At 66.9% G+C, this 13,323-nt stretch carries 16 protein-coding genes; 7 read left to right on the forward strand and 9 right to left on the reverse strand.

Annotated elements, in window-relative coordinates; all coding sequences use genetic code 11:
- Positions 1 to 6: 6 nt before the first annotated feature.
- The 7 genes from ASC95_RS32490 (at position 7) to ASC95_RS11430 (ending at position 4,560) form a co-directional block, all read left to right on the forward strand.
- Positions 7 to 486 carry a hypothetical protein gene (locus ASC95_RS32490; protein ID WP_082567710.1) on the forward strand — a complete coding sequence of 160 codons (480 nt, stop codon included), beginning with the start codon at positions 7 to 9 and terminating at the stop codon, positions 484 to 486.
- A gap of 882 nt (positions 487 to 1,368) precedes the next feature.
- Positions 1,369 to 1,917 (forward strand): hypothetical protein, encoded by a 549-nt coding sequence (locus ASC95_RS11405; protein ID WP_157256179.1) that lies wholly within the window; start codon positions 1,369 to 1,371, stop codon positions 1,915 to 1,917.
- Between the two features lie 115 nt (positions 1,918 to 2,032).
- Entirely contained in the window at positions 2,033 to 2,422 is a 390-nt protein-coding gene (locus tag ASC95_RS11410; RefSeq protein ID WP_235537897.1) for a transposase, read from the forward strand.
- 69 nt (positions 2,423 to 2,491) lie between these two features.
- Complete coding sequence (locus ASC95_RS11415; RefSeq protein WP_157256182.1) at positions 2,492 to 3,049, forward strand: hypothetical protein; 558 nt, start codon at positions 2,492 to 2,494, stop codon at positions 3,047 to 3,049.
- A 69-nt stretch (positions 3,050 to 3,118) separates the two neighbouring features.
- Positions 3,119 to 3,541 carry a copper chaperone PCu(A)C gene (locus ASC95_RS11420; RefSeq protein WP_057297819.1) on the forward strand — a complete coding sequence of 141 codons (423 nt, stop codon included), beginning with the start codon at positions 3,119 to 3,121 and terminating at the stop codon, positions 3,539 to 3,541.
- 12 nt (positions 3,542 to 3,553) lie between these two features.
- A complete protein-coding gene (locus tag ASC95_RS11425; RefSeq protein WP_200960139.1) occupies positions 3,554 to 3,940 on the forward strand; it encodes a DUF1801 domain-containing protein in 387 nt (128 codons plus the stop codon).
- Between the two features lie 68 nt (positions 3,941 to 4,008).
- Positions 4,009 to 4,560: a hypothetical protein gene (locus tag ASC95_RS11430; protein ID WP_057297821.1), complete on the forward strand. Its 552-nt coding sequence runs from the start codon at positions 4,009 to 4,011 to the stop codon at positions 4,558 to 4,560.
- Between the two features lie 5 nt (positions 4,561 to 4,565).
- Here the strand turns inward: ASC95_RS11430 and ASC95_RS11435 are convergent, their stop codons facing one another.
- The 9 genes from ASC95_RS11435 to ASC95_RS11475 form a co-directional block, all read right to left on the reverse strand.
- Positions 4,566 to 5,462 (reverse strand): alpha/beta fold hydrolase, encoded by an 897-nt coding sequence (locus tag ASC95_RS11435; protein ID WP_057297822.1) that lies wholly within the window; start codon positions 5,460 to 5,462, stop codon positions 4,566 to 4,568.
- 11 nt (positions 5,463 to 5,473) lie between these two features.
- Positions 5,474 to 6,070 (reverse strand): ATP-dependent Clp protease proteolytic subunit, encoded by a 597-nt coding sequence (locus ASC95_RS11440; RefSeq protein WP_057297823.1) that lies wholly within the window; start codon positions 6,068 to 6,070, stop codon positions 5,474 to 5,476.
- Between the two features lie 71 nt (positions 6,071 to 6,141).
- Positions 6,142 to 7,086, reverse strand: a complete 945-nt coding sequence (locus tag ASC95_RS11445; RefSeq protein WP_082567712.1) for a DUF4184 family protein — start codon at positions 7,084 to 7,086, stop codon at positions 6,142 to 6,144.
- Positions 6,986 to 7,732, reverse strand: a complete 747-nt coding sequence (locus ASC95_RS11450; protein ID WP_235537898.1) for a triacylglycerol lipase — start codon at positions 7,730 to 7,732, stop codon at positions 6,986 to 6,988. Before ASC95_RS11450 ends, ASC95_RS11445 begins: the two co-directional genes overlap by 101 nt.
- Before the next feature lie 184 nt (positions 7,733 to 7,916).
- Positions 7,917 to 8,426, reverse strand: a complete 510-nt coding sequence (locus ASC95_RS30590) for a hypothetical protein (protein ID WP_157256185.1) — start codon at positions 8,424 to 8,426, stop codon at positions 7,917 to 7,919.
- Positions 8,423 to 9,058, reverse strand: coding sequence for a hypothetical protein (locus ASC95_RS11460; RefSeq protein ID WP_057297826.1), 636 nt, complete (start codon positions 9,056 to 9,058; stop codon positions 8,423 to 8,425). The genes ASC95_RS30590 and ASC95_RS11460 overlap by 4 nt, the downstream gene beginning before the upstream one ends.
- A 6-nt stretch (positions 9,059 to 9,064) precedes the next feature.
- The gene (locus tag ASC95_RS11465) at positions 9,065 to 10,690 is read right to left on the reverse strand and encodes a wax ester/triacylglycerol synthase family O-acyltransferase (RefSeq protein ID WP_057297827.1); all 1,626 of its coding nucleotides are present in this window, start codon (positions 10,688 to 10,690) and stop codon (positions 9,065 to 9,067) included.
- 129 nt (positions 10,691 to 10,819) lie between these two features.
- Complete coding sequence (locus ASC95_RS11470; protein WP_057297828.1) at positions 10,820 to 11,149, reverse strand: PspC domain-containing protein; 330 nt, start codon at positions 11,147 to 11,149, stop codon at positions 10,820 to 10,822.
- A 363-nt stretch (positions 11,150 to 11,512) separates the two neighbouring features.
- A complete protein-coding gene (locus ASC95_RS11475) occupies positions 11,513 to 13,321 on the reverse strand; it encodes an ABC transporter substrate-binding protein (protein WP_057297829.1) in 1,809 nt (602 codons plus the stop codon).
- Between the last annotated feature and the right edge of the window lie 2 nt (positions 13,322 to 13,323).

Here is a 13,323-nt window from a genome sequence, read left to right on the forward strand (position 1 = left end):
TGGGCGATGGGCGACTATTGCGTTAGCCTGGACAAGGGCACTAACGTCATCCGACTCCTGCCGCCTGGATTTGCACTCGTTAGATCGCTGCAGGGTGAGAGATTCGGCAGACAACGCGAGCTGATTGATGAGCTACTGTCGCTCGGCCTACTCGTCACCCTGCGGAACGAAGTTAAGAGCAGGCTGCAAGGATCCCTGGATCTTCGCGAGCAATTCAGGGACTACTTCTTCGATGGCCGCGTAGTCATACCCATCCGTACGGAGGCGAACCGGCTGGTTGGCTTCGCTGGTCGCCACAGACCCTACAGCGTTGAGGGTCAGCAAAGGCCGCCTGCCAAGTACCTACTGACTCCAGGCCTCCGCAAGGCTGACGTACTTTTCAATGCCCATGCGGCGATTCAGACTCTTCGGAATGGAGCTCGAAGCGGACAGCAAGACCCGATCCCCGCGTCAGCATGGGTGTGTACGCCACGGCGCTCTGGCTGATGGGCAGAGATGACGCTTTGCGTGAACTGGCGGCCCCTGAAAGCGATTCGCAGGCGTTGGCGCAGGAGATGCTGGTGATTCCCCACGAGCACAACCCACCCCAATAGGTAACGTGCCCGTTGATCGGAATGTGGACCGTTGTACCGTTGATCGTCAGCGACGTATCCAGGATACGTGCGCGGGAGATTGCGGACTGAGCCGACTTTCTAAAAGGCCAGGGTGACTCGCTCATCTGTCCGACATCAAGCAGCCGAGGCTAGTTCGAGGTAGAGCGCACAACGTAAGCGCTAACAAGGGGAAACGGCGAGCCCTCATGGGGCTCGCTTTGCGATTCACTCGTGGAAGAAGTATTTGCGCTACTTCCCTGGAATTCTTTGCGTGGTGTGGACGTGGACGTCTCTTGATCGTGACGCATGTGTCCTCGGCCTTCTGCGCGGCCCCTGGAACTTGGCGCGGACCTTTTTTGGGCCCTTTTCGATTAGCCCGGCTATCTCATGCCAACTCTTCAGCGGCAGGGCTGGATAGCGCTGCGTCATCCCGGCGAACGCTGACGTGCCTGGCGCAGGCGCAGGCACAAGGTTGGCTCGACGCGTGCAGTGAGCTGCCCGACGACGACACTAGCGCCACCGCGCTGGTACCACGCAAGCTGGTCTCGTCAACCGTCTCCAGCGCCGAGCCCCTGCGCGAGGCGTGCGCACTGGTTCGACGCTGGCGTGCAGGGCAGCGCGATCTAAGCCCACTCACGCGAGAAGGGCCATGGTCCACCCGCGAAGCCTGAGATTCCTCCATTGATTGGCGTAGCATTGCCCCCTGCACCGAGCAAATTCCCCCGCAGTCAGGCGTCATCGTCGGTGATCGACGAAGTTCAATCTGGCTGCGCTTATGACATACCAACCCGTCTTCCCCGTTGCACTTCAGCCTGCAGCGTCGGCATTGCTGAATGCAATGACCGCCTCGGAGCTTGCCCCGGCGCATCAGGGATTCCAAGTCACCGTGCGGGGAGAGTTGTTCTCCGCTCCTGCCCGGCTCTATTGCTCGCCAAGAGTCCTGCGGGCATTGATTGAGAACGCCACTGGCGACACTCGTACTCTCGCGCTCTGCCTCGGGACGCGGCACTGGAATGGATATATCCGTGAGGAGTGCTTGAGACGACTCATCTCGACGGACTTCCCATGGGCCGCTCCGTTTTTAGTCCAGCTCCTCGGCGAATACGTAATCGAAATCGTCGAAGTGATTGCCGAAGCAGTCCGGCAGGCGACCATTCAGAACCTGTCTGACTTCGCGCGGGCAAACCCAAAGTTCATGGCGATCACCAGACAGAGGGCTACAAGCTACTGGGACTGCTACTTCCGGCGCGGCTTCCGTTCGCTACAAACTTACCCCGCAATCATCGCCTTGAACGCTATCGACGTGATGCCCCGATCCGTGTAGGCCGTCGTCAGGATGGGTTCACCGATGCGTCCGCCCAAGTCACCTTGATGTCCGGTAGACGGACCTGGATGCTTGTGCCCACGACGACATGCGTGGACATATGGGCACTTCAGACTTGAGCACAGAGGAACCGACGACACCGACCGGGCGCAGCTGGCGCCGGCACTCGGCAGAGTTCAAGACTCGAGTTGTCGAGCTGGCGCGCCAGCCCGGCGTCTCGACGGCGGCGGTGGCTCTGGCCAACGGCCTCAACGCCAACATGCTGCGTCGCTGGGTTCGGGAGGCTGATGAGCGCGTGCCGAGCAGTGCACACAAGGACGCGGCGGCGGTGCCGGCGTTCGTTCAATTGCCCATGCCGCAAGCGGTGCCGCTCGCCTTGCCGCCCGCATCGGTAGAAGTGCCGAGCCGCATCTCCGTGGAGATCCGCCGCGGCAGCACCACGGTGCAGGCTGAGCTGCCGCTGGATGCGCGCAGTTCCGCCTGGCTGCGTGAGGTCCTGGGTTGATCCGCGTCGACGCCGTCTGGCTTCCATGACAGCGCCGTGGGCGGCGTGTTGACGCGGTCAGAAGAGCCGATGGAGGCGAACTACCGGAAGAATCCGAAGATGGGTGAAGGTTTTGGCCTCGACATGGAAAACTGGAGCCCGCAAGGCCACGCCGAACTCGTCACGAAGTTCCGCCACAGGCCTGACGATCCGGTCGGCCAGATGCTTATGGCGCACCCGGACAAGATGATCGAACGGAGCGCCGACGGAATGTCATTGGTCGGCCGGCCGGCGTTCCGCCTCCGGCCGACGCGATCGCGCGAGCAAGCGGTCGAGCTGGCCAGGGAGGTCATTGACCGTTACGCCACCGACATCAGCGCGACGAACGAGCTTGCGGACGCAGTCAGCCAGCGCAAGGCCAAGTTGACGGCGATCATCCGCGTCTGTCAGGACCTCGATCAGATGCACCTCTTCACCGACGGCAATATCCGCACCATCACCTTCCTGGTGCTGAACAAGCTGCTGATAGAGCAGGGCTTCTCGCCCGCAATCATGGACGAGCCCAATGCCTTCGACTGCATGAGCGTCGCGGAGCTGACGGCATTGGTCTTGGCCGGGCAGCAAACGTACCAGAAGTACGCCAGCTAAGACTCGACCATGCCAGCACCCGCAGGACTGCGCACAATGCGGACCTTGTCATCGTTCTCGTCATGCGCCATGCGTCTTCTGCTGCTCGCCTTCGCCCTGCTCGCCAGCTTTGCCGCCCAGGCCCAAAGCCCTGTCGTGAAGATCGACGACCCCTGGGTGCGCGCCACCGTCGCGCCACAAAAGGCCACCGGCGCCTTCATGCAGCTGACGTCGGCCAAGCCGGCCAAGGTCGTGGCGGCCAGCTCGCCGGTGGCGGCCGTCGTGGAGATCCACGAAATGAAGATGGACGACGGTGTCATGAAGATGCGCGCCGTCGACGCGTTGCCGTTGCCCGCCGGCCAGGCCGTGGCGCTCAAGCCCGGCAGCTATCACGTCATGCTGATGGGTCTGAAGGCGCCCATCAAGGCCGGTGAGACCGTGCCGCTGACGCTGACCGTCGAGGGCGAGGACAAGCAGCGCACGACGGTCGAGATCAAGGCGCAGGCGCGCTGACGCATGGCGAAGATGTACATCGTTGATGCCGCCGACCCCGGCGGCTATGTCGCCGCGCTCGGTGGCTGGCAACGGGCCCAAGTGATGGCGCTGCGCGCCGCCGTGCTGCAGGCCGCGCCGGGCCTTGAGGAAAAACTCAAGTGGGGCCACCTCGTCTACTTCAGCAACGGCCCGGTGCTGCTGATCCGCGCCGAGCCCAAGCGCGTGCTGTTCGGCTTCTGGCGCGGCAAGCGGTTGCTGCATCTGGAGCCCCGCATGCGCGGCGGCGGCAAGTTCGAGCTGCGCACGCTGGAGCTGCAAGAGGACACGCCGTTTGATCGCGAGACCGCATTGGCCCTGGTGAAAGCAGCCGTCGCGCTCAACGCCGAGCTGGGCAACCCGCAGCGGGCGGGCCAGTGAAAGCGCCGTAAAGCCAGTTCAGTTCTGCGCTGGCCTGCCGATATCGCTGGATTACTCCGGAGTTGCCCATGGTCGCCGCCGTCAACACCCAAACCCCGGCCAGTCCCCTGACTGGCGGCGCCTCCGTCGACCGCACCGAGCAGCCTCTCAAGGAGCTGGACAGCGGCGATCAGCAGGCCGCAGTCGTCAATATCTCGGCAGAGGGCGCGAAGCGAGCCGGCACTGCCACTCAGGCCACCCAGGCGGCGCCCAGCGTCCAGGACCAGCCGGCGCGGCTGGATGATGGCAGCGCCGTCCAGGTGACTGCACCGCAACTCCAGACCAGCGCGCCCAAGGCGCCGCCGGCGGATGCCAGTGGTGGTGGCGCAGGCGGTGCGGCACCTGCCGGCGGCGAGACGACCGCGGTCAGTACCAGCGCCAGCACCAGCCAGACGTACGAGCCGGCCGATACCGACGAGGACGGCACGGTCTCCCCCATGGAACGCCAGGCTTACGAGGCCAAGCTGGCCGACGAGAAGGCCGCCGCCCAGGCGGAGAAAAGCGCGCGCGCCGCCGAGGCCGATGCCGCGGTCAGGGCCTATGAGGCGGTCGAGCAGCTGGGCGGTGCCGCCGCGGGCTGAGGCTGTCAGGCCCGGGCCGCATTGGCCGCGATTTCAGCGGCCAGCCGCGGCCACAGGGCTTCGGGCAGGTCGTGCCCCCAGCCGGGGATGGTTTCCAGCCGCGCATTGGGAACGCGCTTTGCTAGGTCATGCGCCGCAGCGACGGGGATCAGCGCATCGTCCTCGCCGTGGACGATGAGGGTGGGGACCGTGATGCGCGGCAGCCGCTCGGCGCGGTGCCCGTCCGCAGCGACGGCCACGATCTGGCGAGCGACGGCCTGAGGCCGGAAGGCCCGCTTCACGCCGCTCGCGAGGCGCTCGCGCAACTGGCTGGGTTCGGGCGGGTAGCCGGGGCTGCCGATGATGCCGTAGAGGCTGGCGTAGTGGTCGAGGACGTTCTCGAACTTCTGCTGCGGCGTCGTGGCCGGCCGCGGGCGCGACAGCAGCGCACGGCGCACCTTCAGGCTCTCCTTGGGCACGCTGCGGTCGCCGCTGGTCGTCATCATCAGCGTCAGGCTCTTCAGCCGCTGGCCATGCGAAAAACCCAGATGCTGGGCCACCATGCCGCCCATGGACGCACCGCAGACATGGGCCTTGGCAATGCCCAGTGCGTCCATCACACCAACGGTGTCGCGCGCCAGGTCGCTGAGCTGGTAGGGGGCCTTCACTGGCAGCCGCAGCGTGTGCAGCAGGGCCGCCATCGGGATATTGGGCGTGCCGAGTTCATCGAAGGGCTGGCTCAGCCCGACGTCGCGGTTGTCGAAGCGGATGACGCGAAAGCCGCGGGCCACAAGCTCGTCCACAAAGCCCTCGGGCCAGGCGATGAGCTGCATGCCCAGGCCCATGATCAGCAGCAAGGGCTCGCCGCCCTCCGGGCCGTGGATGTCGACCTCGATGCGGACGCCGTTTGCTGAGACTTGCATCGACGTCCAGATCAGCCGAGGTCTACCTGGCGCTCGATGACGCGCGACACCAGGCCGTAGGCGATGGCCTCTTCGGTGCTCATCCAGAAGTCGCGCTCGATGTCTGAGCGCACGCGCTCCAGCGGCTGGCCGGTCTCGCGCGAGATCGTGGCGGCGAGGCGCTCACGCGCGCGCAGGATCTCCTTGGCCTGGATGGCGATGTCGCTCGCCTGGCCGCCGGCACCGCCGGCGGGCTGGTGGATCATGAAACGCGTGTTGGGCAGCGCGAAGCGGCGCTCCTTGGGCACGGCGAGGTAGATGTGGGTGCCGGCGCTGGCCACCCAGCCGGTGCCGACGATGGTGACCGGCGCGCGCACGAAGCGGATCATGTCGTGAATCGCGTCGCCACTTTCCACATGGCCGCCGGGCGACGAGATCAGCAGCGTGATCGGCGCGTCGGATTCCTGCGAGAGCGCCAGCAGGCGGCGGCAGGTGGCATGCGCCATCTTGTCGTCGATCTCGCCAAAGATCATCACGAAGCGGCCCTTGAAGAGCAGCTGCTCTTCCATCTTCTCGGGGGCGTCTTTCTTGGCGGCCTTGTCTTCGGCGGCGAGGGTGTGGTGTTGCATGGTCGGGGGTCCGGGTTAAGGGCGATACCTTACCGCGAGATGCGGGAGCGGGTTGAATATGGGTTCAAGGGTCAGGCGTCGCCCAGGCGGCGCCACCAGGCGACGCTGCCGATGACGAACAGCGTGGCGAAGCAACTGGTGCTCCAGACGACCGTGCGCACCAGCCGGCGCATCGGGTAGCCGGGCAGCGTGTCGGGCGTAAGGGCCCAGGCGGACTGTGCGCCGACCGCGAGCGCCACCGCCAGGCAGGCCCACAGCACGCGGGCGCGCCGCGGGTCCGGCGCTTCCGTGCGGTCGGGCTGCCGGCGCACCACCCGGGCGTAGGCGACGGCAAGGACCAGCGCGCCGGCCACGGTGCTCAGGTGCTGCAGCAGCCGGGCGACCGTCAGCGGCCGGCCCAGGAAGGTCAGCAGCGGCTGGGCCAGCCAGGGCAGCAGGTCGGTGAGTGGCCGCACGGGGTGGGTGAAGAGGTCCCACAGCAGGTGGGTTGCCGCGCCGAGCAGGATGGAGAGCACGGCGACCGCCCAGCGCGCGACGGCCGCTCGCGGCGGCGGCTGTAGCTCACCGCGCACCAACGACCGGTGAGGCTCGGGCAGCAGCACGGTCAGCGGGCGCGGCCACCGCAGCATGAGGCCCAACAACAGCAGGCCGGCCGGCAGACAGACGGTCAGGACCCCCATCGGCGTGTGGCAGAAGGCGCGCCAGGGGCCGTGCATGCCGACGTAGTAGCTCAGGTCGGGGGCCATGGCCCCCAGGATCAGGCCGGGAAACGAGAGCCAGCGGGGGCAGAGAGACCGCAGGGGCAGGACGGCTGCGGGGTGGGCGAAGGTCCAGGGCATGGTGGGGTTGTCAACAGCACACAAGAGCACCGTCGTGCATGCTGCACGATGCGTGCCCGACGGGTGGCTGGGCGTTCTACGGCCGCACCGGCGTCTTGTAGAACCACCGCCTCGCCCCCTTGGGCTCAAACGGCTGCCAATCCCCATCCGGCTGCGCCAGCCGGTCTGCCAGCGCATACAGCGCGATCGGGTTCACGCCCAGGCCGATGTGGCTGGCCTGCACTTCGATGTTCTCGGCCAGCGGCGAGGGCTCGTTGACGCTGCAGCGCCAGGCGACGACGCCATCGCTCTTGGAGTAGATGGAGGTCGTTGGCACTGGCGGCGCCTTGCGGATCTGGGCCATCAGCTCCGGATCGTTGGAGGCATGGCCGCTGACCATCTCGAAGAAGCGCCAGGCGTTGGTCGCGCGCGGATGGCCGGTGAAAGGCGTGCCCAGCGTGACGACGCAGCGCGCCAGCTCCGGGCATTCCTTGGCCAGCTCGCGGGCATAGATGCCGCCCAGGCTCCAGCCGAGCAGGCTGACCTTGCGACCATGCCGCCGGTGCAACTCGATCAGGTCGGCCTTGGTCTTTTCCAGCACCCCGGCGCGCGGGCCGAAGTTGAAGCCCTGGCCCCAACCCTGCGTGGTGTAGCCCAGCGAGTCGAGCATGGCGCGCAATGGTGCCGTGGTGAAGTCATGCGCGCCCAGGCCGGGGAAGACGAGCACGGGATGGCCGTCGCCATGTGGCAGCTTCTTCATCCACGGCATGGTGGCCAGCAGGGCCGCGTACTCCCAGGGCGCGCGGCCCTCCAGCATCAGCAGCCAGGCGTTGGGGGCGCGCAAGTCGGACCAGTCGGGATGAGGGGTGGTAGAAGTCTGGTGCCAGTGCGAGAAACGTGGCGAGCGGGAGGCGGGCATGCGGAAAGCGGGGAACGGGCAGGCCCGGCGATGTTAGCCAGCTGTCGCCTGTTTCCGGGGCGTGCTTGCCCGGGGCTGGGGTGTCGCGTTGGCGACTCGGCCCGAGATGCTATTGGGGCGAATCCCCGGAGCGGGGGCGGTGCGGCGGCGTCAGGTCCTTCAGCTGGCGAAGCCATAGCCGGCGGGCGCCCGCAATGAAACGGTGCGGGTCGCGCGAGCCTTTCCAGTCGGCCCAGAGCTGCCGACCGCAGAAGGCGAGCATCAGCACCATCCCCGTCCGCACGAATGCCTTGTGCGAGCCCGAGGACTCCATGTGGAGCATCAAGCTGACCACTGCGAGCCAGATCCAGCCGAAGAACGGGAGATCCCGGCGATCCCTGAGCTGCGTTTCGCAATGGGGGCATTGCAGCCGGAACGTCGTGGGGCGCCACCATGCCACCCTGGGTGGCCACAGCACCCGAACTGGTGCTGCGAAGCGCTCGTGGCAATGCGGGCAGATGTATTTGCCAGGCGGGTTCGGCGTTTCGGCCGTCAGTTCGGCCTCGCAGTGCGAACAGACGGCGTCTGGGGATGGCAGCGCCGCGCCGCAGCCCTGGCATCGGAGGGCTGCCTCATTCATCGGGCGAAACCGCCTTCCGACGAATAGCGGGTCGGACACTCGGCCGTCAAGCGCGTGATCTTCTCAGGAGCTTCGAAGGCTTGGCGTGCGTCGTAGGCCAGATGGCCGGTGAAGCACACGATCGCTGCCATGAATGCCAGGCCCGCGACGCCTCTGACCTTGGCGCGCCAGCCCGCGACGGCGATGGCGTCCCGCGCTAGCGTCGAGTCCAGTGGGGGTGCATAGCCACCCCGCAGTATCCGGATGGACCGGAGGATTTCGAACATGGCGGGCAGCGCAGCCAGGACCGGCACGCCGGGAAAGATAAACGCCAGGGTCCAACGCAAGGTTTCGGCCATGCCGACGCGGCCGCACAGGAAGATGAGCCCGTGCTCCATGACGTAGAAGAGGCCATAGAGCACGCCGACCGCCAGCATGGCGTTCAGCAATGGCCGCCACCATGCGCTCGACGCGGGTTGCCCCCGGATGATGACGGCGCGGGCGCTGGCGGGATAGCGTGCCAGCCGCTTCTGCAGCGCCTGCTCGCGCTTGGGTTCCAGGTGGCTATCGTCGTTTGCCGCATACCAGACAAGTGCCGCCCCGCCCAGCACCACGCAGCCCCACAGCAGCAGATCCCAGAGTGAGACGTCCACCGGCGATCAGGCAGCCTTGGCCACTCGCCGCTTGGCGGGCGCTGCAGCCTTCTTTGCCGCTACCTTCTTCGCCACCGGCTTCTTTGCCGGCACCTTCTTCGCCGCCGCCTTCTTCACCACCGGCGCCGGCTCAGGCTCGACAACCTCCGCTACCGGCAGCGCCTGGAACTCCATGAAGGCCGCCTCGACGTAGGCCGACAGCTCGGCCGTCTCCGGCAGCGCCTCGCCGCAGGCCATCAGGCCGATGTCCAGGGACTGGTTGTAGGTCTGCACCGTCACGTTCAGTGCCAGGCCGTGCACGGCAATCGACGTGGGGTAGTTGGTCAGCATCTTGGCGCCGGCCAGGTACAGCGGCAGCTGTGGCCCGGGCACGTTGGAGATGACGACATTGGCGACGACGGGCAGCTTCTCGGCCACCTTGGCGCGGCCGTAGAGCATGGCGCCGGCCTGCATCAGCCATGGGATGCCCAGGGAGGGGAAGTCGGTCGGCATCAGGCTCTTGAGCTGGCTCATCTGCGCCTTCATGGCCTTGCTTGAGGCCATCACATGGGCCAGGCGCTCGCTCGGGTCGCTCAGGTGCGTGCCCAGGCTCATGAAGGTCATGGTGGCTTGGTTGTTGGACGTGGTGTCGCCGGCAGCGCGTGTGGACACGGGCACGGCGGCGATCAGGCTCTTGCGCGGCAGCGGGCCATGCTTGGCGAAGTAGCGCCGCAGCGCGCCGCCGATGACGAAGAGCACGGCGTCATTGACGCTGGCGTGGTGGCGCTTGCGCGTGCGGTGCAGTTCGGCCAGCGGCAGGGTCACGCCCGAGAAAGAGCGCGTGTCCGACAGGCTGACGTTGAAGCGCGTGCGCGGTGCCGGCCCCAGGCTGGAGACTGCGGTCTTGCCGCGCACCAACGCCGTCGTCTGGGCGGCAACGTCGCCCAGCAGCGTGCGCAGCTTGTCGATGGAGGCGCCGGCCGCGGCGCCTCCGGCATAGCCCATGGCCATGTTGCCCAGGATGTTGGCGGCGCTGGGCAGGGAGCGCGCCAGCTTGACGGTCTGCTTCCACTGCTGCGACACGGCGGCGCGCAGCATGCCGACGGTGCCGAGCTGGCCGCGCTTTTTGCCGCGCGCGGCGATGGCGTCGATGGCACGCGGCTCCGGGCTCAGGTCGAGGATGACCTGAGCCAGCGCCACGGCGGCCTGGCCGTCCACGGCGGCGTGGTGGAGCTGGGTGTACAGGGCCACATGCTGCTGGCCGTCGGGGCCTGGCTCCAGGCCAGTGAAGACATGGAACTTCCACAGCGGCTGGCTGCGGTCCAGCAGCACGGGGTGCAGGGCACCGACCTGCGCCTCCAGGTCAGCCATGCCGCTGCCTTCAGGGAGCGGGATCTCGACGATGTGCTCCTCGAGATCGGGTTCGGCATCCACCCAGCCCGGGTTGGACAGGCCCAGCGGCATCGCGATGAGGCGGCGGCGCAGCGCTGGCAGCAGCGGCATGCGGGCCCGCATGTGCTCGCGCAGGTCTTCGACGTAGTCACCGTCGTAGCCGACGGGCAGCTCCAGCAGGTGCAGGGCGCCGACATGCATCGGCATCTGCGGCGTTTCCAGGTAGAGGAAGCTGGCGTCGAGGCCGGCGAGCTGTTTCATCGGGCTGTCTCCTGGTGTATTTATCCCACCCCCTACGGCCTGACGGCCGCCCCCTCAAGGGGGCACTGCCGACGGCCCGGCAAAGCCGGTTCCGTGGCAGTCACTGGAGGCGTCGGCCCAAGGGCCTCTTCATTCCTCCGGCACGAAGATCCACAGGAGGACGTACAGGAGTATGCCGCTGCCGAAGGCCAGGAAGAGTACCGTGAAGATCAGGCGCCAGACCCAGGAGTCCAGCCCCGTGGCGCGGGCGATGCCGCCGCAGACGCCACCGATCCAGCGGTCGATGCGGGCACGGCGCAGGCCATTGACGGCGCCGACATTGGGGCTGGCTGTGCCGGCGTGGCTCGCGGAGGTGTTGCCACTGAGTACGCGGGCCTTGGCCTTGGCGAATTCCTCGTCATTGAGCACGCCACGGGCATGCAGGTCGGCCAGCTTGTTGAGTTCTTCTGCGTCGTTCATCCGGGACTCCTTTCGGTGTTGATGATGCGAAGCCTAGCGGCCCGGCGCATGCAGGCGAGGGCCTTGCGACAGTCGGTCGAATCTGCGGGACGCGCCCGCGGAAATCAATGGACAGGCTGTGAGGAAGATCTCGGCCACACCCGTGGGCTGCGTTTGCCAGAGAACCGGCCCGCGAGTAGGCGTGCTGCGAAGTTGGGGCTGTGAGCCCCAACGAGCGGCGCAACACCGTCGCGGGCCGGTTATCTGGCAAACCCACCGGGGCATAGCTTTGCGGGCGCGGTGCGGCGTTGCAGCCCTTGCCCAGGTACCTGCCTGGGCGGCGGTCCGCGCCTTGCCCCGCATCCCGCAAAGCCATGCCGCAGCCTACGGGTGTGACCGAGATCTTCCTGGGTCGATGTCCACGAACTGCCAGAAGTCCTGCCAGAACAGCGGCCGGCGGAAACCGCTCATCCAGGGCTGCTCGATGTCGGTCAGGATGCGGTGCGCATGCACCTTGTAGGGCATGTAGGTCACGGCAATGCGCTTGGCCTCGCGGAACAGCGCATCGCGCTCGGGCCCGTCCGGCATGGCCTGCATGCGGTCGTACATCGCGTCGAAGCGGGCGTCCTTGAAGCGCGGCAGGTTCTGCGTGCCCGAGGCCGGGCCGTACAGGCGCTGCATGGCCTCCTGACCGTCCGACGAGGCCGCGGTGGAACCCACCGGCCACATCTGAAAGTTGCCGGCCTGGGCGGCCTTGAGGTTCTCGGGCCACTGCTGGATCTTGACCCGCAGCCGGATGCCGACGTTGCGCAGGGCCTTCTCCCACAGCTCGTCGATGGCGCGGCTCAGCGAGTTGGGCTCGGTGTTGCGCGTGAGGATCAGCGGGCTGCCGTCGGGCAGGTCCCGCCAGCCGTCGCCGTCCTTGTCGACATAGCCATACATGTCCAGCAGGGCCTTGGCGCGCGCCGGGTCGTAGTCGCTCATCTCGCTCTTGAACGCCGGGTCGTAGCCGCTGGTGTTGGGCACGATAGGGGCCTGGGCGGGCACGCCCTGGCCGCGGCGCGCGCTCTTGATTTCCTTGCGCACGTCGAAGGCCAGCGAGATCGCACGGCGCAGCGCGATCTTGTCGGGAGTCATGCCGCCGATGACCGGGTCTTCGAGATTGAAGCAGGTCAGCGTCATGTCGGGCGCCAGCGTGAACACGGCGTGCATGCCGCGCTTGGCCAGGTTGGGTGCGAGCTTGCCGCCGGGCGCGGCCTGGGTGATGAACTCCTCGGGCACGCGCTCGATGAAGTCGTGCTCGTTGTTCAGGAAGGCCAGCCAGCGCGGCTGGTTCTCGACGATGACGTCGATGACGACGCGGTCGACCATCGGAATGCGGCGGCCCTTGAACTTCGCGTAGATGGCCTCGGCCTCCTTGTCGCCGGGGGCAGGCTGGGCCTCGTAGTGGCGCTCGCGGTAGTCGGGGTTGCGCTCGAACACCATCTGCGAGCTGCGCCGCCACTCCTTGAGCATGAAGGGGCCGGTGCCCACCGGGTGCTCCATGATCTTGTCGCCGTAGAACTCCACCACCTCGCGCGCGACGGCGCCGTAGAGGTCATTGCCGGCGAAGATGGATTCGATCAGACGCGGCCGAGGGCCATTGGTCTTGATTTGCAGCGTGTAGCGGTCCAGCGCGCGCACGCCGGCGATCTCAGTGTCGTAGGAGAAGGGCTGCTTCGTCTTGAGGGCCTTGTTGCGCGCCTCGCCCAGGCCGGTGATGTCCTGGTCCTCGTAGCTCGTCCAGGCCTGGGCGTTGGTGGCTGGGTCGGCAAAGCGCTTGATGCTATAGACGAAGTCCGCGGCCGTGACCTCGCGCTTCTTGCCCTTGAAAGCAGGGTCGTCGGCGAAGTAGATGCCCGGCTTGACCTTGATCGTGAAGGTCTTGAAGTCAGCACTGATTTCGGGCTCGCCGGCGGCGATCAGCGGCATCAACCGCGTGGGCCGTGCCAGCGGGTCGAAGGCGTACAGCGTCTCAAAGATGTGGGCGGTGATGCTGCGCGAATAGATGTCGGACAGGCGCGGCGGGTCGAAGCCGGTCTCGGCGATCCTGAAGGCGTAGCGCAGCGTCTTGACCGGCTCGGCCGAGTGTGCCGATTGGGCCGGCGCAAGCAGGGACAGGCAGGCGGCGAGGGCGGCGAGCAGGTGTTTCATGG

The organism is Pelomonas sp. Root1217, assembly GCF_001425705.1.
Taxonomy (GTDB): Bacteria; Pseudomonadota; Gammaproteobacteria; order Burkholderiales; family Burkholderiaceae_C; genus Pelomonas.